The organism is Pectobacterium aroidearum (genome assembly GCF_015689195.1).
GTDB classification, from domain to species: domain Bacteria; phylum Pseudomonadota; class Gammaproteobacteria; order Enterobacterales; family Enterobacteriaceae; genus Pectobacterium; species Pectobacterium aroidearum.
In genome coordinates, this window is record NZ_CP065044.1 from 3,056,452 (window position 1) to 3,079,906 (window position 23,455).

The 23,455-nt window shown below is 49.1% G+C and carries 26 protein-coding genes; 15 read left to right on the forward strand and 11 right to left on the reverse strand.

Annotated features, from left to right (window positions below; all coding sequences use genetic code 11):
- Nucleotides 1–20 precede the first annotated feature (20 nt).
- Both fliS and fliT read left to right on the forward strand, forming a co-directional pair.
- Nucleotides 21–431: a flagellar export chaperone FliS gene (fliS, locus tag I2D83_RS13680; RefSeq protein WP_015840777.1), complete on the forward strand. Its 411-nt coding sequence runs from the start codon at nt 21–23 to the stop codon at nt 429–431.
- Complete coding sequence (fliT, locus tag I2D83_RS13685) at nt 431–811, forward strand: flagella biosynthesis regulatory protein FliT (protein ID WP_181848692.1); 381 nt, start codon at nt 431–433, stop codon at nt 809–811. Before fliS ends, fliT begins: the two co-directional genes overlap by 1 nt.
- A gap of 105 nt (nt 812–916) precedes the next feature.
- Here the strand turns inward: fliT and I2D83_RS13690 are convergent.
- Nucleotides 917–2,028, reverse strand: a protein-coding gene (locus I2D83_RS13690) for an IS3 family transposase (protein ID WP_205946711.1) whose coding sequence is annotated in 2 segments (ribosomal slippage) — nt 917–1,767 and nt 1,767–2,028 — 1,113 coding nt in all. Because the reading frame shifts where the segments join, the coding sequence is not laid out codon by codon here.
- Between the two features lie 269 nt (nt 2,029–2,297).
- On the reverse strand, nt 2,298–2,612 hold the full coding sequence (gene fliE, locus I2D83_RS13695) for a flagellar hook-basal body complex protein FliE (protein WP_015840779.1): 315 nt from the start codon (nt 2,610–2,612) through the stop codon (nt 2,298–2,300).
- Between the two features lie 260 nt (nt 2,613–2,872).
- Here fliE and fliF point away from each other — a divergent pair, with 260 nt between their 5' ends.
- The 13 genes from fliF (at nt 2,873) to fliR (ending at nt 13,760) form a co-directional block, all read left to right on the forward strand.
- Nucleotides 2,873–4,603 carry a flagellar basal-body MS-ring/collar protein FliF gene (gene fliF, locus I2D83_RS13700; RefSeq protein WP_205946712.1) on the forward strand — a complete coding sequence of 577 codons (1,731 nt, stop codon included), beginning with the start codon at nt 2,873–2,875 and terminating at the stop codon, nt 4,601–4,603.
- Complete coding sequence (gene fliG / locus I2D83_RS13705; protein ID WP_015840781.1) at nt 4,600–5,592, forward strand: flagellar motor switch protein FliG; 993 nt, start codon at nt 4,600–4,602, stop codon at nt 5,590–5,592. The genes fliF and fliG overlap by 4 nt, the downstream gene beginning before the upstream one ends.
- Complete coding sequence (gene fliH / locus I2D83_RS13710) at nt 5,585–6,310, forward strand: flagellar assembly protein FliH (RefSeq protein ID WP_181844699.1); 726 nt, start codon at nt 5,585–5,587, stop codon at nt 6,308–6,310. Before fliG ends, fliH begins: the two co-directional genes overlap by 8 nt.
- Nucleotides 6,310–7,680 carry a flagellar protein export ATPase FliI gene (gene fliI / locus I2D83_RS13715; protein ID WP_015840783.1) on the forward strand — a complete coding sequence of 457 codons (1,371 nt, stop codon included), beginning with the start codon at nt 6,310–6,312 and terminating at the stop codon, nt 7,678–7,680. Before fliH ends, fliI begins: the two co-directional genes overlap by 1 nt.
- Nucleotides 7,681–7,688: 8 nt before the next feature.
- Complete coding sequence (gene fliJ / locus I2D83_RS13720) at nt 7,689–8,135, forward strand: flagellar export protein FliJ (protein WP_015840784.1); 447 nt, start codon at nt 7,689–7,691, stop codon at nt 8,133–8,135.
- The gene (locus I2D83_RS13725; protein WP_205946713.1) at nt 8,132–9,427 is read left to right on the forward strand and encodes a flagellar hook-length control protein FliK; all 1,296 of its coding nucleotides are present in this window, start codon (nt 8,132–8,134) and stop codon (nt 9,425–9,427) included. The genes fliJ and I2D83_RS13725 overlap by 4 nt, the downstream gene beginning before the upstream one ends.
- A gap of 155 nt (nt 9,428–9,582) precedes the next feature.
- A complete protein-coding gene (fliL, locus tag I2D83_RS13730; protein ID WP_015840786.1) occupies nt 9,583–10,062 on the forward strand; it encodes a flagellar basal body-associated protein FliL in 480 nt (159 codons plus the stop codon).
- A gap of 5 nt (nt 10,063–10,067) precedes the next feature.
- Entirely contained in the window at nt 10,068–11,081 is a 1,014-nt protein-coding gene (gene fliM, locus I2D83_RS13735; RefSeq protein ID WP_015840787.1) for a flagellar motor switch protein FliM, read from the forward strand.
- On the forward strand, nt 11,074–11,487 hold the full coding sequence (gene fliN / locus I2D83_RS13740; RefSeq protein ID WP_015840788.1) for a flagellar motor switch protein FliN: 414 nt from the start codon (nt 11,074–11,076) through the stop codon (nt 11,485–11,487). The genes fliM and fliN overlap by 8 nt, the downstream gene beginning before the upstream one ends.
- Entirely contained in the window at nt 11,487–11,909 is a 423-nt protein-coding gene (gene fliO / locus I2D83_RS13745) for a flagellar biosynthetic protein FliO (RefSeq protein WP_015840789.1), read from the forward strand. The genes fliN and fliO overlap by 1 nt, the downstream gene beginning before the upstream one ends.
- Complete coding sequence (gene fliP / locus I2D83_RS13750) at nt 11,906–12,682, forward strand: flagellar type III secretion system pore protein FliP (protein ID WP_015840790.1); 777 nt, start codon at nt 11,906–11,908, stop codon at nt 12,680–12,682. Before fliO ends, fliP begins: the two co-directional genes overlap by 4 nt.
- A gap of 20 nt (nt 12,683–12,702) precedes the next feature.
- Nucleotides 12,703–12,972, forward strand: a complete 270-nt coding sequence (fliQ, locus tag I2D83_RS13755; protein WP_015840791.1) for a flagellar biosynthesis protein FliQ — start codon at nt 12,703–12,705, stop codon at nt 12,970–12,972.
- Between the two features lie 2 nt (nt 12,973–12,974).
- Nucleotides 12,975–13,760 (forward strand): flagellar biosynthetic protein FliR, encoded by a 786-nt coding sequence (fliR, locus tag I2D83_RS13760; RefSeq protein ID WP_181828889.1) that lies wholly within the window; start codon nt 12,975–12,977, stop codon nt 13,758–13,760.
- Between the two features lie 332 nt (nt 13,761–14,092).
- Here fliR and flgL read toward each other — a convergent pair whose 3' ends face one another.
- From flgL to flgD, 9 genes are all read right to left on the reverse strand, one after another.
- Complete coding sequence (gene flgL, locus I2D83_RS13765; protein WP_181848689.1) at nt 14,093–15,046, reverse strand: flagellar hook-associated protein FlgL; 954 nt, start codon at nt 15,044–15,046, stop codon at nt 14,093–14,095.
- A gap of 31 nt (nt 15,047–15,077) precedes the next feature.
- Nucleotides 15,078–16,784 (reverse strand): flagellar hook-associated protein FlgK, encoded by a 1,707-nt coding sequence (gene flgK, locus I2D83_RS13770; protein WP_181828890.1) that lies wholly within the window; start codon nt 16,782–16,784, stop codon nt 15,078–15,080.
- A gap of 125 nt (nt 16,785–16,909) precedes the next feature.
- Nucleotides 16,910–17,872, reverse strand: coding sequence for a flagellar assembly peptidoglycan hydrolase FlgJ (flgJ, locus tag I2D83_RS13775; RefSeq protein WP_180777793.1), 963 nt, complete (start codon nt 17,870–17,872; stop codon nt 16,910–16,912).
- On the reverse strand, nt 17,872–18,981 hold the full coding sequence (locus I2D83_RS13780) for a flagellar basal body P-ring protein FlgI (RefSeq protein WP_015840796.1): 1,110 nt from the start codon (nt 18,979–18,981) through the stop codon (nt 17,872–17,874). Before I2D83_RS13780 ends, flgJ begins: the two co-directional genes overlap by 1 nt.
- Before the next feature lie 16 nt (nt 18,982–18,997).
- Nucleotides 18,998–19,711 (reverse strand): flagellar basal body L-ring protein FlgH, encoded by a 714-nt coding sequence (gene flgH / locus I2D83_RS13785; protein ID WP_043881944.1) that lies wholly within the window; start codon nt 19,709–19,711, stop codon nt 18,998–19,000.
- Between the two features lie 181 nt (nt 19,712–19,892).
- A complete protein-coding gene (gene flgG / locus I2D83_RS13790; RefSeq protein WP_010301659.1) occupies nt 19,893–20,675 on the reverse strand; it encodes a flagellar basal-body rod protein FlgG in 783 nt (260 codons plus the stop codon).
- Between the two features lie 27 nt (nt 20,676–20,702).
- Nucleotides 20,703–21,458 carry a flagellar basal body rod protein FlgF gene (locus I2D83_RS13795; RefSeq protein ID WP_015840798.1) on the reverse strand — a complete coding sequence of 252 codons (756 nt, stop codon included), beginning with the start codon at nt 21,456–21,458 and terminating at the stop codon, nt 20,703–20,705.
- A 21-nt stretch (nt 21,459–21,479) separates the two neighbouring features.
- The gene (gene flgE, locus I2D83_RS13800; protein WP_015840799.1) at nt 21,480–22,697 is read right to left on the reverse strand and encodes a flagellar hook protein FlgE; all 1,218 of its coding nucleotides are present in this window, start codon (nt 22,695–22,697) and stop codon (nt 21,480–21,482) included.
- A gap of 75 nt (nt 22,698–22,772) precedes the next feature.
- The gene (gene flgD, locus I2D83_RS13805; protein ID WP_205946714.1) at nt 22,773–23,447 is read right to left on the reverse strand and encodes a flagellar hook assembly protein FlgD; all 675 of its coding nucleotides are present in this window, start codon (nt 23,445–23,447) and stop codon (nt 22,773–22,775) included.
- Nucleotides 23,448–23,455: the final 8 nt, after the last annotated feature.

Genomic DNA, 23,455 nt, shown 5'->3' on the forward strand with positions numbered 1-23,455 from the left:
GATTAAAGATAGGTAACGTGATGTACAACATGAAAGGCAGCCAAGCCTATGCTCAGGTAGGCCTTGAAAGCAGCGTGATGAGCGCAAGCCCTCACCAGCTTATCGTCATGCTGTTTGATGGTGCGCGCAGTGCGATGATTCGCGCGCGCATCCTCATGGAACAGGGCGATATCCCAGGCAAAGGCATGGCGTTATCTAAAGCAATCAATATTATCAATAACGGACTCAAAGCCGGGTTGGATATGGAAGCCGGGGGCGAACTCGTTGAAAACCTGTCCGCTCTGTACGACTACATGTCCCAGCGTTTGTTGATTGCCAATTTACATAACGATGCAAAAGCGATAGAAGAAGTTGAAGTGTTGTTGGAAAATATCGCTGATGCCTGGCGGCAAATCGGTCCTAATTACAAACCAGAGCAGGAAGTACGTTAATGGCCTCCCCCCATCGGCTTCTAAAAGATTACCAACAGCTTTTGTCTCTGAGTCAAAAAATTCTTCATTTGGCAGTCAACGGCCAATGGGATACGTTGGTTGAGCAAGAGATTGTTTATGTTCAGTCCGTTGAAGGCTTAGTTAACATGCCAATTCCTGACGAAATTGACAGTGTGATGCGTCTGCATCTGCGACAAATTTTGCAGGAAGTGATGGATAATGAAGCGAAAGTAAAACAACTTCTGCAGAAGCGGATGGACGAGTTAAGTTCGTTAATGGGACAGTCACTGAAGCAAAAGTCAATTAATACGACTTATAACGAATTTGCGGGGCAGAGAATGCTGCCTGGTGATGCCTTACCTGATGAAACACGCTCATAGTAGCATCACACATTATCGGTATACCGAGCTCACCGCGCCTCTATTATTGGGGCGTTTTTTTTGACTGTTTTTCGTCAACATGGTTAGACTGTAAGCACACCCGTTTTAGTTCCACGCACTTTTTGAGATTTCCGGGTTTTCAGCCATCAGACGGTACTCTTCCGGCGTCAGGTTATTCAGGGATTCATGGGGCCGCTCACCGTTATATTCAGCCAGCCAGCGCTCTGTAATTTCCCGTGCTTCATTCAGTGTTCTGAACAGATAAAAATCCAGTATTTCGGTCCGGTACGTCCGGTTAAAGCGTTCGATAAATGCGTTTTGCGTCGGTTTACCCGGCTTGATAAAGTCCAGCATCACGCCATGCTCTTCGGCCCATTGAGCCAGCGCCAGCGATATAAGTTCTGGCCCATTATCCATCCTCATCTTCAGCGGATATCCACGGTTTGCCACGATCCTATCCAGTACCCGGACAACACGCTGGGCCGGGATATTCAGGTCAATTTCAATGGCCAGGGCTTCCCGGTTAAAATCATCCACCACATTGAAGGTTCTGAAGCGTCTGCCGCAGACCAGCGCGTCGTGCATAAAATCGATGGACCAGCTCTGGTTCAGCGCCTCTGGGGTCGCCAGTGGAGCCGGATTACGCACCGGCAGACGTTGCTTTCCTTTGCGACGAAAATTCAGTTTCAGAAGACAGTAAATTCGGTGAACACGCTTGTGATTCCAGGTATTCCCCTGCCTGCGCAATACCTGAAAAAGCTTCTTAAATCCGTATCGTGGATAGCGTTCAGCCATCACTAGCAGCCCCTGGATCACCGATTCATCACGCCGGGTATCTGGCTGGTATAAAAACACCGTCCTGCTCAACGATAACGTCCTGCATGCCTGACGTATGCTCATCGCAAACTGCGAGGTCAGATAACTGACGAGCTCACGTTTTATCGCTGGTTTTAAAGCTTTTTTTCAATAACATCTTTTAGCGCCCGGCATTCCAGACTGAGGTCGGCAAACATCTGTTTGAGCCGCCGGTTCTCGTCTTCCAGATCTTTGATCTTTTTAATATCAGCCGCTTCCATCCCGCCGTATTTTGCTTTCCAGTTGTAATAGCTGGCTTCGGATATAGCGGCTTCGCGGCAGACATCTTTGACGGTTCGTCCGGCTTCGACGGACTTCAGAACGGCGATGATCTGGTGTTCAGTGAATCGGATCTTGCGCATAGCGATCTCCTCAGGGGACATAGTTAGTATGTCGGAAGATCTCTAAAAGTGAATGGTCCGCTTTACAGGGATACTTACAAGACTATCGGCAGAAGGAAATCTGGAAATCTGTAGGCGCTAAAAAGATTGAAGACTAACTGCGTTGATAAGCAGGAAGAAACTGGCAGGAAATCAGCACAAATAAAAAATTGCGCGCAATCTCATCAGCATTAACAGTGAGATCGCGCACAATAATGTTGATAATTACAGCCTGATGCCATGAAGTGGCATCAAACGGACATATTCATCACTTCCTGATACGCAGAGACCAGTTTATTACGTACCTGAATGCCCATTTGCATTGAAATGGATGACTTCTGCAAATCCACCATTACATCATTCAATGCTACGCCTGGCACACCCAAGGTGAATTTTTCAGCCTGCGTACGAGCCGTCTGTTGCGTGTCGCTGATCTTATCGATCGCAGCCTTCAACTCACTGGCAAAACCAGGTTCTACCGATGGTCTGGCTATTGGCGTACCAGATGCCTGCAGGGCTTTGACCTGCATTTGCTGTAAAACGCCATCAATACCTTGAACCGACATAATACCTCACTAAACCATGCTAATTAGGCTTTTTCATACACATTTATGACAGCGATACCCTATCACACCACTCTTAGGCTAAATGGGGTAATTAGCGTGAAAAATGCCACCTTATCGACCCATCGATTTTTCTTTTACGGAAAATAATGACATGCCGATAAATGTAGGCGAAATGTTTTATTGATTGCGCAATCAGGGAGTTCTGTTTTGTCACGTCACAACGTTAAGTATATCGTTCAACAACCAAGCAGAGATAGAGTATGAACGCCTCATTAACCGGCGCCGCTACCGGTAAAAATAGCTTTGGCGAAATACTCAACCGGTTACGCGCCAATCCGAAGATTCCGCTATTGATCGCAGCTGCTGCGACCATTGCCATTGTCGTCGCGTTAACGCTATGGGCTAAAGGTCCAGATTATCGGGTTCTTTATAGCAATATAAATGACCGGGACGGCGGTGCGATTGTCGGCGAATTAACAAAGCTGAATATCCCTTATCGCTTTGCGGAGAGCGGCGGCGCGATCATGATTCCCGCCGAAAAGGTCTATGAGACCCGACTCCGACTTGCTCAACTTGGCCTGCCAAAAGGTGGCGCAGTTGGTTTTGAATTGCTCGATCAGGAAAAATTTGGCATCAGCCAATTCAGCGAGCAGATTAATTATCAGCGTGCGCTGGAAGGTGAGCTGTCCAGAACAATAGAAACGCTCGGCCCTGTTCAGAATGCGCGAGTTCACCTTGCCATACCGAAGCCTTCACTGTTCGTTCGTGAGCAAAAAGCCCCTTCTTCTTCTGTCACCCTAACGTTACAGCCAGGCCGTGCATTAGATGAAGGCCAAATCAACTCCATCGTTTACATGGTTTCCAGCAGCGTTGCTGGCCTGCCGCCAGATAATGTTACGGTCGTTGATCAGACCGGACGTCTGTTGACTCAGGCGGGTGGAAGCGGTCGCGATCTGAATGCAGCGCAACTTAAGTACAGCAACGAAGTCGAAGCTATGTACCAGCGCCGCATAGAATCAATCATCGCCCCCATGGTCGGTATGGGTAACGTGCATGCTCAGGTCACCGCACAAATTGATTTCTCTGCCCGCGAACAGACTGACGAGCAGTATCAACCTAACCAACCGCCAGATAAAGCGGCCGTTCGCTCTCAGCAAACCAGCCAGAGTGAGCAACGAGGCGGTCCTAACGTAGGTGGTGTTCCTGGTGCCTTGTCCAATCAGCCAGCGCCTGCTCCAACCGCGCCTATCGCAACACAGCCAAACAATGCTAATGCCAATGCGAACAATCAGGCTGGCCAACAGAACCAGAACCAAAACAATGCAGCGGGTGCGCAAGCCAATGCGGCAAACGCGAATACCGTCATTCAAACATCAAATATTCGTAATGATGCAACAACCAACTATGAAGTTGATAAGACGATTTTACATACCAAACACAGTACGGGTGGTGTAAAGCGTTTGTCTGCTGCCGTTATCGTTAACTACCAGCCACCTGGTGAAGATGGCAAACCGGTTGCACTAACGGAAGAACAGATTAAACAGATTGAAACAGTAGCACGTGAAGCAATGGGCTTTTCTGCTGAACGCGGTGATACATTGAATGTCGTTAATACGCCATTTATGGACAGCACCGACGGTTCTGGCGAACTCCCCTTCTGGCAAAAACAGGCATTCTTCGATCTGCTGATGGAAGCTGGCCGTTGGCTGCTGGTTCTGATCGTTGCCTGGATTCTGTGGCGTAAGCTGGTTCGTCCACAATTGCAGAGAAAAGCACAGCAGCAAGAAGCGGCACTGGCAGCGGCTGCCCTGTCTCAAGGTGCAGACAACGATGTTATGGTCAACCTGAGTAGCTCGGAAGTTGAACAGCAGCGGAAATCACAACAACGCGTCAATGCAGAAATGCAAAGTAACCGCATACGTGAAATGGCAGAGAACGATCCACGCGTTGTCGCTCTGGTAATTCGTCAATGGATGAGTACTGAACTATGACCCTGACAGGAACAGAAAAAAGCGCCATCTTATTGATGACCATTGGTGAAGACCGCGCCGCAGAGGTGTTTACTCACCTTTCGACCAAAGAAGTACAGCATCTCAGTGCTGCGATGGCGAACATGCGACAGGTATCACAACAGCAGTTGCTCGAAATCCTGAGAGAATTTGAGGCGGACTCAGAGCAATATGCTGCGCTCAGCGTGAATGCCGGCGACTACCTTCGCTCAGTGCTTGTCAAAGCGCTTGGTGAAGAACGAGCATCTAGCCTGTTGGAAGATATTCTTGAAAGCCGCGACTCTACGAGTGGGATGGAAACACTCAACTTTATGGAGCCGCAGATTGCCGCAGACCTTATTCGCGACGAACACCCACAGATTATCGCAACAATTTTGGTGCATCTGAAGCGTGCTCAGGCTGCCGATATCTTAGCTCTGTTTGACGAACGCCTTCGTCATGACGTCATGCTACGTATTGCGACCTTCGGCGGCGTTCAGCCTTCGGCACTGGCAGAATTGACAGACGTTCTGAATGGCTTGCTGGACGGACAGAACCTCAAACGCAGCAAGATGGGTGGTGTTCGTACTGCGGCTGAAATTATCAACCTGATGAAAACTCAGCAGGAAGAAGCGGTTATTGATGCCGTACGCGAGTTCGATGGCGAATTGGCACAGAAAATCATCGACGAAATGTTCCTGTTCGAAAACCTGGTGGACGTGGACGACCGCAGCATCCAGCGTCTTCTGCAAGAAGTCGAGTCCGAGTCTCTGCTGTTGGCATTGAAAGGTGCCGAAGAGCCTTTGCGCGAGAAATTCCTGCGCAACATGTCTCAACGTGCGGCAGAAATTCTTCGCGACGACCTTGCAACCCGTGGCCCGGTACGTATGTCGCAGGTGGAAAACGAACAGAAAGCCATTCTGCTTATCGTTCGTCGACTGGCAGACAGCGGCGAGATGATTATCGGTGGCGGCGAGGATGCTTATGTCTAACGCCCCCAAGAACCTGGCCTGGCAACCCTGGAAGCTTAACGATCTGGCTGAGCCCGTTTCGAAACCAGTCCTCCCAACCTATCAGGTAAATGATGAGCCTGAGATACCTGACATGGAGCGTTTCGCTGAAGAAAACGCTCTTTCAGCAGCCGAGGACGAGTTGGCTTCTCTGCGCGAAAGCACACTGCAGCAAGCGCGAGAAACAGGTTTTGCGCAAGGCCACCAACAAGGCTATGACGCAGGCTATCAGGAAGGTTTAGCCAAAGGGCAACAGCAGGGTCTGCAGAATGCCCTGCAGCAGCAACAGCCGATCATCGAACAGATGCAGAATATGGTCACCGAATTTCAACAGACGTTGGATACACTCGACAGTGTGATCCCAGCTCGTCTGATGCAGTTGGCTTTGACCGCAGCCAAGCAGATTTTGGGACAACCTCCGGTATGCGACGGCAACGCGCTGCTCGGTCAGATACAGCAATTGATTCAGCAAGAACCTATGTTTTCGGGTAAAACGCAACTGCGCGTTCACCCTTCAGATCTGGAACGCGTTGAACAGTATTTGGGCCCAACACTCAGTTTGCATGGCTGGAGATTACTTGCCGATAGCCAACTTCATCCTGGTGGCTGTAAAGTCAGCGCGGAAGAAGGCGATCTGGATGCCAGCTTGGCAACGCGCTGGCATGAGCTTTGCCGTTTAGCTGCACCGGGAGAGCTATGATGACTTCACGCCTCGGACGCTGGCTTTCTTCTCTCGATTCATTTGAGAAGCGTATTGACGACACGCCGTCGGTGCGTCGTTACGGCCGCTTAACCCGGGCGACAGGTTTAGTATTGGAAGCGACAGGGTTGCATATGCCACTGGGCGCCACCTGCCTCATCGAACGACAGAATGGCTCTCAGGTTGAAGAAATCGAAAGTGAAGTGGTCGGGTTCAACGGGCAAAAACTCTTTCTCATGCCGCTGGAAGAAGTTGAAGGCATTACCCCCGGCGCACGCGTTTATGCCCGCGTCGGCCAAGACAGCAGCAGTCAGGGAAAACAATTACCATTAGGCCCTGAACTACTTGGCCGGGTGCTGGATGGTAGCGCAAAACCGCTGGATGGCTTACCCGCACCGGATACAGGCTATCGTGCACCGCTAATTACGCCGCCATTCAACCCATTACAAAGAACGCCAATCGAAAGTGTTCTGGATGTAGGTGTCCGAGCCATCAACGCCTTGCTTACCGTGGGCCGGGGGCAGCGAATGGGTCTGTTTGCTGGTTCAGGGGTGGGTAAAAGTGTGCTGTTGGGCATGATGGCGCGTTATACTCAAGCTGACGTCATCGTTGTCGGCCTTATCGGTGAACGTGGCCGAGAAGTAAAAGATTTTATCGAGAATATTTTGGGCACAGAAGGACGAGCGCGTTCCGTCGTTATTGCTGCGCCAGCGGATGTTTCTCCATTATTAAGGATGCAGGGCGCCGCTTATGCCACGCGTATTGCGGAAGATTTTCGCGATCGTGGATATCACGTTCTGCTCATCATGGATTCGCTCACGCGTTATGCCATGGCACAGCGTGAAATTGCTTTAGCAATTGGCGAACCGCCGGCAACCAAGGGTTACCCCCCTTCTGTCTTTGCCAAATTACCCGCGCTGGTAGAACGCGCAGGCAATGGTATTCATGGAGGTGGATCAGTCACCGCCTTCTATACTGTTCTAACAGAAGGTGACGATCAGCAGGATCCAATAGCCGACTCCGCTCGCGCCATCCTGGACGGACATATTGTGTTGTCTCGTCAATTGGCTGAGTCTGGTCACTATCCAGCAATTGATATCGAAGCCTCGATTAGCCGTGCGATGACCGCGCTGATAGATGAAGGCCACTACGCTTCTGTGAGACAGTTTAAACAGTTACTATCCAGTTACCAACGTAACCGTGATTTAGTCAGTGTTGGTGCCTACGCCGCAGGCAGTGACCCTATGCTCGACAAAGCTATTCGGCTCTATCCGCACCTGGAAGCCTTCTTGCAGCAGGGTATGTTTGAACAAAGTAACTATGAAGAATCTTGCCAGGCGTTGCACACTATTTTCCCTCGTAACGAGTAGGAGAGCAGATGAAAACCCAGTCACCGCTGGTTACACTACGCGAACTGGCGCAGAAAGAGGTTGAGAAAGCAGCAGGCCAGTTGGGACAGGTGCGTCAGGCGCATCAACAGGCAGAACAGCAGCTCAATATGCTGTTAAACTATCAGGATGACTATCGTCAAAAATTGAACTCGACGATGTCTGCTGGTATGGCGAATAATAGCTGGCAGAATTATCAGCAGTTCATCCGAACGCTGGACAGTGCAATTGAGCAACACAGACAACAGCTCTCGCAGTGGACATCACGTTTAGATTTAGCAATGAAGACCTGGCAAGAAAAGCAGCAGCGATTGAACGCCTTTGAGAAACTGCAAGATCGTGAGTTGACAAGACAGCTTGCCAAAGAAAACAAAATAGAACAAAAACAAATGGATGAATTTGCCCAACGGGCCTCACAGAGGAAAGCAGAATCATGAATCTGTCCGCGTTACCCATAGCGACTACTGTCAGTGATACGAGCAGTTCTTCTGCTTCTCTGCTGACACAGGGCGAGCTGCCAAAAGATTTTGTTGATCTGTTGAGCAAACGCATATCGCAAATAGCCGATACATCGGATAAAAAAACACTCGAAAAAGTGGACGAAGAAGCGCTGCTAAACGCTTTAGGGAAAGATGCTGCTTCCCTCAGCCGCGATGATTTAAACGCGCTGCTTTCTTCGTTCAGTTCACTTACTGGCGCAGCCATTACTGCGGGTAAGCAAAATCCAGACATTGCCGAACAGGCGAAGCTTAAGGGCCTGGACAAGAAAGACAGTGCCAGTACGTCAGATGACGCCATCGCGATGCAGGCGCTGCTTGCTATGTTGCAGACAACGCCACTTGCGACGCAGCCTGCCACTGATAGCATTGCCGCAACTGCCGTAAATGCGGGATTAACGATTCCGGGGCTCATTGACGCAAAACGCCAGAATGAGGCTCCTACTTCTGTACTGAACAGTACGGGTGAGAATGCCAAAAGTACCTTGGCAAAGCTGCTAGACACATCAGTAATGCCTGATAAAGATGCGGGTATATCACGCGATCTGCGCCATGCAGCCAAACAAACCTCATCTCCTGCGACAGAGTCAGCAGATGACGCAGCCAAGTTTGCGCTAACGACGCCAAATTCCCTAGCAGGCGATCGCAATGCCTCTGAATCGGTGTCCACCTTAAGCAACAGCGTGTCTCAAACCACACCGCCTGTCGCACAGGCTATGCATATTCAGCCAACAGCAGTGGGGACGACCACACCAGCACCTCAGGCAGCAAGCGCGCAGTTGAATGCACCGTTTGGCTCACCACAATGGCAAGACGCATTGGGACAGCAGATAGTGATGTTCAGCCGTAATGGACAGCAGACTGCGGAACTACGTTTGAACCCGCAGGAACTGGGCGCTCTGCACATCAGCCTAAAAATTGATGATAATCAGGCACAGATTCATCTGGCATCAGCAAGCAGTCAGGTTCGTTCAGCACTGGAAGCTGCACTGCCCCACCTGCGTAATGCGATGGCAGAAAGCGGAATTAACCTTGGCCAAAGCAGCGTAGGTAGTGATTCCTCTGCCTGGCAACAGCAAATGGCCAGTAATAATAACGACGGCAATAACCGTGGCCCGTCTTATCAGCAGCAATTTGGTCATTCAGCAGAAGGCACGGGTGAATTACTAAATGTACCAGAACAGTTAAGATCAATGGCGTCATCGGTCAACGGCGTTGATATCTTTGCCTGAAACTGAAGTAAACGAATAAGTTAGCACGGTTTTCCCTGCCTATTCTCTGTATTGAACATAGCAATAGGCAGGATAATCATCGACATTACGCATTTATTTACTGCTGGTTTCATCCAGCAGTAAATATCGATAAGTAACGGGAACTATCTTTGGCTATGTCTGATATGCAAGTTCGACCAGGACGTAAACGGTCTATTTGGCTAATACTACTGATTATCGTTGCTCTCGCTGCGACTGGTGCTGCGGGCGCCGCCTGGTGGCTATTAAATCAGAAAAACTCAGCAACGGCCGAGCAGGAGGCACCGCCACCGCCAGAGCCTGTTTTCATGCCGCTGGATACCTTTACCGTTAATCTCGTCAATGCAGATAACGATCCTGACCGCGTGCTGTATGTTGGCTTCACTCTGCGTTTACCAGATGAAGCAACGCGCACACGGTTTACTAATTATCTGCCAGAGGTTCGCAGCAGACTGTTATTATTACTTTCTCGTCAGGACGCGATTGCGCTCGCTAATGAGCAAGGCAAACAGAAGCTGATTGAGCAAATTAAGCAAGTGCTAAGCCCACCATTAGTTCCTGGTCAACCTAACCAGGTCGTTACTGATGTTCTGTTCACGGCCTTTATACTGCGGTAACCATTATGGGCGATAGCATTCTTTCACAAGCAGAAATTGATGCATTATTAAATGGCGACAGTGGCGATAGCGACGCTGATGCCAATGCGTCGTCAAAAGTGGATGGGGGCGTAAAACCCTACGATCCGAATACGCAACGACGTGTTATCCGCGAGCGTTTACAGGCATTAGAAATCATTAATGAGCGTTTTGCGCGCCAATTCCGTATGGGATTGTTTAACCTGTTACGCCGCAGCCCTGATATCACCGTAGGTGGAATCAAGATCCAGCCGTACCATGAGTTTGCCAGGAACCTTCCTGTACCGACAAACCTGAATCTGATTCATTTAAAACCACTACGCGGCACGGCTCTGTTTGTATTTTCACCAAGCCTGGTGTTTATCGCCGTAGATAACCTTTTCGGCGGCGATGGGCGCTTTCCGACGAAAGTCGAAGGACGTGAATTTACCCATACCGAACAACGCGTAGTTAAGCGTATGTTACGCTTGGCTCTGGAAGCCTATGGCGAAGCCTGGAATGCGATTTACAAACTTGACATCGAATACGTACGTTCAGAAATGCAGGTCAAGTTTACCAACATCACAACGTCGCCTAATGATATCGTCGTGACTACACCGTTTCATGTTGAAATCGGTTCACTAACTGGCGAATTTAACATCTGTATTCCTTTTTCGATGATCGAGCCGCTGCGCGAACTGCTTGCGAATCCACCATTGGAAAACTCACGTCAGGAAGACCAGAGCTGGCGAGACACCTTAGCCAAGCAGGTACAGCATTCCGAATTGGAGCTGGTCGCAAGCTTTGTTGATATCCCGCTGCGCTTGTCCAAGATTCTGAAGCTCCAACCCGGCGATGTGTTACCGATCGACAAACCTGACAAAATCATTGCCCATGTTGACGGTGTGCCAGTGATGACCAGCCAATATGGCACATTGAACGGGCAATATGCTCTACGCGTTGAACATTTGATTAACCCTATATTGAATTCTCTGGATAACGAGGAACAGCCCCATGAGTGACACCAAGAAACCGTCCGACGACAAGGAATCAGTGGACGATCTGTGGGCTGATGCATTTAACGAGCAACAGGCTGCAGAAAAACCGGCCGCGACAACCGAAGGCATTTTCAAATCGCTGGAAGGTCATGATCCGCTGGGTGCCTTACAGGATATCGATCTTATTCTGGATATTCCTGTCAAACTCACCGTTGAGCTTGGCCGGACAAAAATGACGATAAAAGAGCTTCTGCGTCTCACCCAAGGTTCTGTTGTCGCACTTGATGGCTTGGCTGGTGAACCGCTGGATATCCTGATCAATGGTTATCTCATCGCTCAGGGGGAAGTTGTTGTCGTATCTGACAAGTATGGTGTGCGTATTACCGACATCATCACACCATCCGAACGTATGCGCCGCCTGAGTCGTTAATGGCAATAGCCTCGGTATCACCTCCGACTCCAGTAACAAGTCAGCAGTCGACGCTTGTTACTGAGCCACCACTTACCGGCAGCATGCTACTGACACAGGTTGGTAGTGTGCTCGCTGGTATTTTATTATTTATTCTGCTGATTGCCTGGTTCGTTCGCAAGCTGGGTTTTGTACCGCAAGCCAAGCAAAATAAGTTGCTAAAAGTGGTATCCAGTTGCCCTGTTGGGCAACGTGAACGTGTAGTTATTGTAGAAGTTGATAATACCTGGCTGGTGTTAGGTGTTACTGCTCAACAAATCACACCTCTGCATACGCTCCCAGCACAACCAACCAACGACAGTTCATCTGCTGGCGGTAACAAGCCGGTCGATTTCAACCAACTGTTAAAGAAAGTTTTAAAGCGTCCGGAAAAGTCGGAATGAGTGCCTTGCCTAATTATTTTCGTATCACCGCTTTGTTACGCACGCTACGCTATGGTTTAGCCATCAGCTTATTGCTTCTGGCTCCATCGGTGTGGGCCCAGCTTCCTGGAATTGTGACTCAACCGCTACCTAACGGTGGACAGAGCTGGACGCTATCAGTACAAACGCTGGTTTTCCTCACGTCATTAACGTTTATTCCTGCCGCATTGTTAATGATGACCAGCTTCACCCGGATCATCATTGTACTGAGCTTGTTACGCAACGCGCTGGGTACGCCAACCGCACCACCGAACCAGGTCTTGTTAGGGTTGACGCTTTTCCTGACGTTTTTTGTTATGTCGCCAGTATTAAACCGCGTTTATGAAGAAGCCTATCTTCCCTTCAGTCAGGATCAAATCAGTATGGAGGTCGCCATCGAACGCGGGGCAGAGCCTGTGCGTGAATTCATGCTGCGGCAAACCCGAGAAACCGATCTGGCATTGTTTACTCGGTTGGCCGAAATTCCTGAAATTCAGGGGCCTGAAGCGGTTCCCATGCGTGTGCTTCTCCCTGCATTTGTGACAAGTGAACTAAAAACCGCTTTCCAGATTGGCTTTACTATATTTATCCCTTTCCTGATCATTGACCTCGTTGTTGCCAGCGTATTGATGGCACTAGGGATGATGATGGTTCCTCCGGCAACCATTTCCTTGCCTTTCAAGCTCATGCTTTTTGTATTAGTCGATGGCTGGCAGTTGCTACTCGGTTCATTAGCCCAAAGTTTTTATAGTTAGACGGATAGAGGAATGCGACTATGACACCAGAATCGGTGATGGCGCTTGGCTATGAAGCAATGAAGATAGCATTGGCGCTTGCAGCCCCTCCATTGATAGCGGCACTGCTCAGCGGGCTGACGATCAGCCTCTTGCAGGCGGCGACTCAGGTAAACGAAATGACACTGTCGTTTATCCCTAAAATCCTCACCGTATTCTTCACTTTAGTGATCGCTGGCCCTTGGATGTTAAACCTCATGCTGGACTACATGCGTACGCTATTCGGCCAGTTACCTAATATTATTGGGTAAGCATGCTGACGTTTAACAGTTGGGACATGGTGAATTGGGTCAGCCAGTTTTTCTGGCCTTTTGTCAGAATTCTTGCGTTGATTAGCACTGCGCCTGTCTTTAACGAAAGAGCGATTGGGAACCGGGTGAAAATTGGTCTGGGTGTGCTGATCACCCTACTGGTTGCGCCCTATTTGCCATTAAACACCACGCCTATCTTTTCCGTCGCTGGTGTATGGCTGTTAATACAGCAAGTTCTCATCGGCGTTACTCTTGGCCTGTCAATGCAGTTAGCATTTGCCGCTATTCGCCATGCCGGCGAACTTATTGGTTTACAGATGGGACTCGCCTTTGCGACCTTTTTTGATCCCACTGGCGGCCCGAATATGCAGGTAATAGCGCGTTTTCTGAATATTCTTGCCATCTTATTGTTCCTGACATTTGATGGTCATCTCTGGATGATTTCGTTATTAGCAGATAGCTTCTATACTCTGCCCATCAGCACCAATCCTATTAACAGCCATGCCTTTCTCGCGCTTGCACGTGCCGGTGGACTGATTTTTATTAACGGATTGATGCTGGCGCTGCCAATCATCACCCTGCTGCTAACTATTAACCTGGCCTTAGGCATGCTTAACCGCGTTGCCCCACAGCTCTCGATATTTGTCGTGGGTTTCCCGATAACCCTTACCGTGGGTATCATGACGCTAGGTTTATTAATTCCGTTAATCCCACCATTTGCAGAGCACTTATTCAGCGAAGTTTTCGATTTACTCGCTGATATCCTTACCCAGCTATCCAGCCCCTAATTTCCTATAAGCAAACATAAGTCGATGTGACTGACTAGTCAGGGATGTGCTTGTTTATCGCTCATGCCCTATTTCACTTTTTATATAATTAGCCCCGTCGCGATCGTGGGGAATCGCATGTAGTACACATGCCATGTCAAATATCGATGCGCTAACAAGTGAGGGTAAGATAAGGAGAATTAGAATTAACAGGGAAAATATAGGGCAATGACGGTAGGATAAAAAATGGCATGTCATCCAATATAATAAAGAGAATGACACGCCCAAAAAATACGCCCGGTTTAAGCGTATTCAAACCGTACAGTAGAATAGATAAATGTTCTCTATTACTACTATTTCATCTGGAATAACGACATACCCTGCATGTTCTGGAAAGCCGTATAAGAAGCCTGCAGAGAAGACTGCTGCATGATGTAAGACGAGATCGCCTCATACCAATCGGTGTCCTGCAACTGCGACAATGTCGTTTTATTCGCTACATCACGATCTTTACCAACCGCATCGAGATTATCAATCTCATTAAGCTGAATACCCAATTCGGCCCGAACGGATGAGATGTTATTAAGTGAATTGTTTAAACCACGGTTTGCCGTTTCTAACGCTGCAGCAACATTGGCTTTTGTTACATCATCAGCATCCGCAAGTGGGGTTTCAAGCGCTTTAATTGCAATGTCTAGCGTTTCAAATAAGTCCGACTGGATACTCCCATCCGGTTCTTTTCTGGCATCACCAGTTACACCATTGAAAACCGCAGAGCCAGTATGGCCGACTGTCATATTTCGAGCGGAATCAACACGCTGTGAAATGGCCTGATTTCCGCCGACGTACTGAATTCCCGTCGCACCGTCAACAAAAGGAGGATTATCGGTTTCATAACCAGAAAAAATATAGTTACCATTACCATCGGTACTGTTAGCCATATTCAACAATTCAGCTTTCATACCGCGCAGAGAAGTCGCGACCGATTTACGGTCGTCGTCATTCAAAACACCGCCGCCTTTGATGACTTCAGTCAATGCGCTGGTAATTGTGGTCGAGCTCTTATTAAGAATAGATTCTTCCAAAGACATACTTTGCTTAGCAAACGTACGCGCCAACGTATACTGACTGTTTTCTGATTGAGCCTGGCCAAGCATAATGGCGCTCGCCGCCGCAATCGGATCGTCTGATGGATTTACGACGCGTTTACCGGTTGATAACTGCTCACCCGTTTTTTGCCACGTTGCCTGACCATTAATAATGCCTTGCATATTTTGCTGGTACATCATGCTGGTACTTAAGCGCATGGTATCAATTCCTCTTTCTTAAATGGTCAAACTAGCTACGAGCCGCCAACAGCGCATCAAATATAGATTGTGCAGTCTTTATTACCTGAGCATTTGCCATATAGTATTGCTGGTAACGCATCAGATCGCCGTATTCTTCATCGAGGTTTACACCAGATACGGACTGCTGTTCTGCCGTTAATTGCTTAACAACGTTTTGCTGCGATGTATTGTTTATTTTCAGGGTGCTGGTTTGGTTACCAATCTCTCCGACCAAGCCCGCGTATGCGCCGGAAATACTCGCTTTACCGCCCACAATTTTTTCATTTTGCAGTGCAAGTAACGCTTTAGCATTCGTGTTATCGCTAACACCACCAAACACAGGATTACCGCTTCCATCTACTACAGGATTGCCAGCATCATCAAGCTTCACGGACGCCGCAGCAATTTTACTAGGATCGGAAATAGCCACCGACATATCGATAATCACGTCGTTAACCGGCTTGAGCAGGAAAGTATCGTTTGTCGTCGGCGTACCCGTAATCGTCATTTTGATGCCATCAAAATTCAGGCTGCTCTCAGGAGGAGTCCCCGCTGTCGTCACTGCCGCAGTGAATTTTGAATTGTCAGACAAACGGGTCACTTGCCAGTTAGCGCCATCGTATTTGATCGAATAATTGGTTGCCTGCACATCTTTGGAATTGGTGTAAGACGGCGTTAACACGGCATTGCCAGCATTCTTGCTATCATTCAGAACGACCGCTTTACCAAAAGAGAAAAAGTCGCCGCCTTTAACACCATCACGGTCATAACCTTGCTGATGTTGAGCATTAAATGCATCGGCAAATGCCAACGCGAGCTGCCCAAGCTGATTACGTGCCTCATCCAGCGTTTCTGTACGGAAAGAGAGCAACCCACCTAATGAACCACCTGTTAAAGTACTCTCATTCAGCGAGACAACATCATTTGTCTGGTCTCTATATCCAACGGTCAGGCGAGTCGGATCGCCGCTAGAACCAATGGCGACCAGTTGGTTGCTCGTTCCAGCCTGAACCAGGTTAGTACCATTTTTCAATGCAACGTTGTAAACAATGCCATCCTGGACAGTAACATCAACACCCACCAGCTTATTGAGCTGATCGACCAGAAGATCCCGCTGATCGAGCAAATCGTTAGGCATCGTGCCGCTATTTGCTCCCATTAGCTTCGTGATTTCATTGTTTAAAGACGCAATTTGTTCAGTATATGTATTAACCTGACCAACGGTGCTTTGAATCTGCGTATTCAGACCGCTGTCCATATCACGCAAATATTTATCTGTAACTTTAAACTGGTTTACCAGCCCTTCTGCCTTACCCAGCACGGTTTGGCGAGTCGATGAATCGCCGGCGTTACTGGTCAGGTTTTGCAGGTTAGAAAAGAAGCCCTGAATCGTTGATGAAAGGCTTGTTGTGCTGCTGGCCAGCAAGTTATCAATCTTGGAGATCTGCTCGTAGTACGCCGTGACAGAGCTGCTTGTTGTTTGCGCAGCACGCAGCTGATTGGTGATAAATTCGTTGTATTGGCGGTTGATACTAACAACATTGACACCGTTACCAATATATCCAGCCGATGTGCTGCTGCTAGTCGCCTGCTCAAGTATCGCATTTTGCCGGCTATAGCCAGTAACAGCCTGATTACTAATGTTGTTACTCACCGTACTGAGCGCAACCTGTGCACCTTTTAAGCCACTCATCGCGGTGTTAATTAAATTGGACATAGGGTGTTGTTCCTTTTACACAGGCTCTTTCGCCCTGCGCGATTAACCAAATGCTGAAAGCAGCAAATACGCTACATAAGTTAATTACTTTATCGGTCAGGAAGCGCAAATCTTGAATAAAAAAATTAAAATAGGCCGCTCAAATCGTGCGTATATGCCTTCGCCACTTTCTCACCTGAGTTCTTCATTTGCTGGATCATGCTCACCAGCTTCTGAGCATATTGTGGATCCGTTGCATAACCCGCTTTTTGTAACGCATGAGCTGCCTGCTCAGCCGTTCCAGCGCTCATCACCGCTGAATAACGTGGGTTGTTGGTGAGCAATTTCACATAATCGCCAATCGCTTCAATATAGGAATCGTACACCCGGAAACTCGCCTTGACCTTCTTGGCTACGCCCTGCTCATACTCTGTCGTGGTGATCTCAGTTGTCGGCCCATTCCAGCTACTACCAGCTTTGATACCGAACAGGTTGTGACTAGGACGCCCATCTTCGGTAGGAATTTCACGCTGGCCCCAACCAGACTCAAGCGCCGCCTGAGCAATAATAAGATGGTGGGGTATACCGCTATGCTGGCTAGCAATCTGAGCGGGCAAAGAAATCTGCGACACAAAGTTACTATTGGATAGCGGCAAGGCTGACCCCGTAGTGGGCAGTTTAGGCAGCGCTTTACGCACCATCTGCTCGACGGCCGCCGTTGGCATGGTTTTTAGCACATCACCATCGAATGTTAATGGAACAGAAGGAACCGGTGCTTTAGCTGCTGTCGCATCGGGAGATTGACGAGTCAATTGCTCAACCATGACATCCGCGAGCCCCAATCCCTTGCCCTTCGTTGAGATCTCCTGGGCAATTTGCTGGTCATACATTGAGGTATACAGACGCGTCTGATCGCTGTTGAAGAGCCCGTCCTGCGGAATCGCAGAACGCATGCTTTTCATCATCAATTGCACAAACACGCCTTCCATCTGTTGCGCAACCGCCCTGATACCCTCTTTACTTTGGGGATTACCTGAAACTTCACGTTTCAGCGTATTCAGGGACTGCGCATCATAGGCCGCATTATTCAGCGTCTGTATATCGCTCATTAGATAATTTCCAGTTTGGCACGCAAGCAGCCAGCGCTTTGCATCGCCTGCAGAATAGACATCAGCTCCATCGGCGTCGCCCCCAAAGAATTCAGTGCACGCACGACATTGTTGAGGTTGGCGCTGGAATTGACTCGCTGCAGAGCCCCACCCGCCTGCTGAACCGAAATCTCTGTTTGCGGAGTCACAACTGTCTGTCCGCCGCCAAATGGGGTATTGGGCTGACTGACGTTAGCCTGCTGATTAATCGTCACAGAAAGGTTGCCCTGAGCGATAGCGCAGCTATCCAGCGTGACATCACGGTTCATCACGACAGAACCTGTGCGAGAATTGATCACCACCTTGGCATCCTGAATACCGACGTTAACTTCTATATTCTGGACATCGGCCAAGAAGCGAACCTGAGAACTGTTGCCATGTGGAGCAAGCACCTGAATGGTACGAGAATCCAGCGGAGTAGCCGTGCCACCATATCCAGAGCGGTTGATGGCATCGCTCACTTTCTGCGCCATGGAGAAGTCGTCATTTTTCAGTTGCAGCATAATGGTATTCGATGCACCAAATGTGCTGGGTAACTCTCGCTCGATAACCGCACCATTACTGATCCGGCCGCCGGCAAGCTGGTTAACCTGAACACTACTTCCGCCAGCGGATGCACCAGCACCGCCAACCAGCACATTACCTTGAGCAAGGGCATAGACCTGATTATCGACTCCTTTCAATGGGGTCATTAACAGTGTCCCGCCGCGCAGGCTCTTCGCGTTACCGAGTGAAGAAACAACAACATCAATATTCTGGCCAGCTCTACCGAAAGGCGGAAGCTCCGCCGTGACCATCACCGCAGCAACGTTTTTCAGTTGCATGTTGGTTCCGGCTGGCACGGTAATACCTAATTGGGAAAGCATGTTAGTTAAGCTTTGCGTGGTAAACGGCGTCTGCATCGTCTGGTCACCAGAACCATCCAGACCAACGACTAAACCATAACCAATCAACGCATTACCACGTACGCCCTGGATGTTTACCAGATCGCGAATTCTCTCTGCCGACGCAGGGGCAATATTCAGCGTCAGTAACGTCAGCAGTACAGTGAAAAATGATGCAATCCGCATGGCAGGCCTCTTAAGCTTAGAACGGAGAAACATTGAGGAAGAACCGCTGTAACCAGCCCATGTTTTGCGCTTCGTTAATATAGCCATTGCCGACATATTCAATACGCGCATCCGCAACCTGGGTTGATGGCACCGAGTTATTACCACTAATGGTTCTCGGATTAACTACCCCAGAGAAACGTATAAACTCTGTTCCCTGATTAATGGCAATTTGTTTTTCGCCAACGACCTGTAGGTTGCCATTGGCCAGCACTTGCCCCACAGTAACGGTAATCGTGCCGCTGAACGTATTGTTGGCGTTAGCGCCACCTTTCCCGGTGAAATCATTTGTGCCTGTGGCATCTAATGCAGCACGGTTGTTACCCAGAGGTCCTTCGAGATAGCGTGGTGTCGTCGTCACACCAAACGTCGACGATCCATTACGAGCGGCATTAGCAGATGAACTTTTACTGGCGCTGACATTCTCCTGCAACACGATCGTCAATGTGTCGCCAATATTACGTGGGCGACGATCCTCAAACATCGGCTGGTAGCCATAATTCATCGGCTGCACAGTCTGGAAAATAGAACCATTAGGGCCCGCTAACACTGGTGATGCAGGCTGGGCAGTTGTAGGCCCAGTGACAACTTTATCATGCGGAATATAGGCGCAACCGTTAAGTGCTAACATCGCGATCAATGCCAACAGACGGGGTCGGCGGAGTGGTTTGATAACCGACTTTGCATTTATTATCACTGCGGATATCGCCTTAAATTAATCTATTTCACATATTCACGGGGTAAATCAAAACCATATCGGCCCCACTTATCTGGTGCTTATGGCCATCATTACCCCGTTAAACACTGTCTACATTGCTAACATCAGACCACCAGAGCACCCGCTCTCGTTCCTGAAAGTAGCGAGTTACCTATTACAGCTGAGTCAATTTCTGCAACATTTGGTCAGAAGAAGAAATTGCCTTACTGTTGATTTCATAAGCACGCTGCGTCTGAATCATCGATACCAACTCTTCCGCCACATTGACGTTGGAGGTTTCGACATATTTCTGATACAGCAAGCCTGCGCCATTCAAACCAGGGTTTGTTTCATTTGGCGCACCAGAGCTTGCGGTTTCCAGATACAGGTTCTCACCCATGCTCTCAAGGCCGCTATCATTAATGAAGGTCGTCAACGTCAGCTGGCCGATCTGGTTTGTTGCCGCCTGCCCTTGAACTTTAACGCTGACAATACCGTCACGGCCAATGTTCAGTTCTGTTGCATTCGCCGGAACAGTAATCGCGGGCTGAACCTGATAACCGCTGGACGTCACTAACTGACCGTTACCGTCAAGCTGGAAAGCACCGTCACGCGTATAAGCCGTTGTCCCATCAGGCAGCTGAACCTGAAAGAAACCCTGTCCTTTAATGGCAACGTCTTTAGAATTACCGGTTTCGGAAAACGTCCCCTGAGTATGAATACGCTCCGTTGATACCGGACGAACACCGGTGCCTAACTGCAAGCCGGACGGTAGCATCGTTTGTTCTGAAGACTGAGCGCCAGGCTGACGAACTGTTTGATACATCAAGTCTTCAAATACCGCACGCTGACGCTTGAAACCATTGGTGCTGACGTTTGCCAAGTTATTGGAAATAACGTCCATATTGGTTTGCTGAGCATTCAAGCCGGTTTTTGCAATCCACAAAGAACGGATCATTTATTCACTCCTGTGCGCACTCGGCGCTTAACCCATTGCTAATATCTGATTAGCGCGTTGTGCATTATCGTCGACGCTGCTAATGACTTTCATCTGCATTTCAAAGCGGCGAGCATTGGCAATCATATCGACCATAGTATCGACCGTGTTCACATTACTGCCTTCAATCACGCCCGGCATAATGCGCACGGTGGGATCGTTTTGCAGAACATTACCACGTTGTTGCTGAGCCTGTTGCGTCAAGCGGAATAAACCGTCATCAGACCGCTCAACTTCTTGTCCTGTAGCCTTAACGAGCTTCAAACGCCCCAACTGGGCAATCGTATTCGGTGGATCCCCAGGGTTAAGAGCAGAAATCGTACCGTCAGCAGAAATACTGATCTGGGCCTGCGGCGGCACGTCAATCGGCCCACCGTCGCCCATCACTACACGCCCCTGGATAGTTAACTGCCCATCAGCGTTGATCTCCATATTACCATTACGGGTGTACGCCTCACCGCCGTTAGCTGTTTGTACTGCCAGCCAACTCTCTTTCGGTAAGGCGACATCCATTGCACGGCCAGTATAATTCATCACGCCTTCGGTCATATCAGCACCAGGCGTTGAAGCAACAACCAGCGTTCGGGTGGGCAGTGTCAACCCATTCACCGGCACAGCGCGCAGTGCAGAAAGCTGTGCCCGGAAACCCGGCGTTGAGGCGTTAGCCAAGTTGTTCGCAGTAATCGCCTGCTTTTCCAATGATTGGCTCGCGCCGCCCATTGCCGTATAAATCGCGTGATCCATGCAATGTCCCCGTTAGGATAATTAACGCAGGCTAACCAGCGTTTGCAGAATGGAATCCTGCGTTTTGATGGTTTGCGCATTCGACTGGTAGTTACGCTGCGCAACAATCATGTTGACCAGCTCTTTACTCAAATCAACGTTCGACATTTCGGTGGATTTACCCACTAGCTTACCCAAGTTTCCGCTCCCAGCGAGACCGACAACAGCCTGACCAGAGCTTGCCGTTTCAGACCACGCGTTATCGCCTTCAGGCGATAAACCTTCTGGGTTAGCAAAACCAGCCAGAAGAATCTGACCCAGAGCCTGTTTCTGACCATTACTATAGCTACCCACGATAGTACCGTCGTCATTGATAGCATAACCAGTCAGCGATCCCGGGCCGAAACCATTCTGAGTTGGGCTCTTGTAGCTATATTCGGTATTTTGCTGCACGCTCCCCGTCAAATCGAGAGTGAACGTACCACCTGCCGCGCCATTCGTCCCAGTCATATTGATAGTAAAAGGCGTATGAGCAGTGGCACCGGTGGAACTTAAAGCACCATTTGCTTCAAAATTCAGCGTTCCAGCATTTTGATAAGTAGCAGGGGTAACTGCGTCATCTTTCGCATACGTCTGCCACGTATTATTCGCCGTTTTGACAAAATACAGCGTGTAGTTATGCACGTTACCCTGACCATCATAGGTTGTTAGTGCAGTCTTGCTGTTATAGGTACCTTCTCCACCAGGTGTTGTCGCCCAGGAGTTTGCTGGAACTGAGTCTGAAGATTTCAGGTTGGCTTTAATGGACGCAGTTGTCGTACGGTTCGCTAACATGTCGCCATCAGGAATCGTCAACGGAACGGGATCGGCACCCGTTTGAACAACTGGAGGCGTCCCCGCTACCGGGTAACCCGTCAGTTGCATACCTTGTGCGTTGACAATATTACGGCCGTTCAGCATGAATTGACCATTACGGCTGTAATAGACGGAACCGTTGGTATCCTGCAGACGGTAAAAACCACCGCCGCTAATCGCAATATCCAGGTCTCGTGAAGAGGAGGTGACGGTACCATTACCGAAATCCTGCAATACCGATGCAACCTTCACACCCATACCCACTTTAGAGCCTGCAAACATATCGGCAAATGTGACAGTACCGGATTTAAAACCTACTGTTGCTGAGTTAGCGATGTTATTACCGATAACATCCAGGTTATTAGATGCCGCGTTTAAGCCACTGACCGCCTGAGAAAAACCCATGTCGTTCTCCAGATGAATTGATTAAGTCATATTCCCGGTAATGCGTTTCACCGGAATACTGTGAAATTTATAGCGTTACAGAATCTGCCGGACATCGTCCATGGTGGCTCTGCCACGCAGTCCTAAATCCAGCAATGCACCGCTATCGCCGCGAACGACACTATTTACAACCGCATAGCTCAATGGCTGAACAACTTGCTGCGCGCCGCCCGTGCTGGCAGCGACAGTGAAGGTATAAGCACCATCAGGCGCAACCGTGCCATCAGAAAGCTTACTATCCCAGTTAAACGAGTGAACACCGGCAGAAAGCGTCCCCAGTTCGATCGTGCGAACGGCTTTACCAGTCGCATCATTGACGGTGACAGTAACGACTTCTGCGGCTTTCTCCAGTTCCACACCAAAGGGGGTACTGGTTTCTTTACCCACAAGAATGTCTTTCCCAGGGATCATGACACTATGACCAATCAGCGTCGTTGCCTGCATGGATTGGTTGTTATTGAGCTGGCCGGAAATAGAACCCAAGGTGGTATTCAGTTTTTCAATACCACTCACTGTATTGAGCTGAGCAAGCTGGCTAACAAGCTGATCGTTGCTCATCGGATTCGTTGGATCCTGATTCTTCAACTGCGCAACCAAAAGCGTCAGAAACTGATTCTGTAGGTCGGCACTACTATTTTTCTCTACCGCCGTTGTCGACGAGACACTCGATGTACTCTGTGCCGAGGAAGTATCATTAATAGTTACAGACATTTATTCGT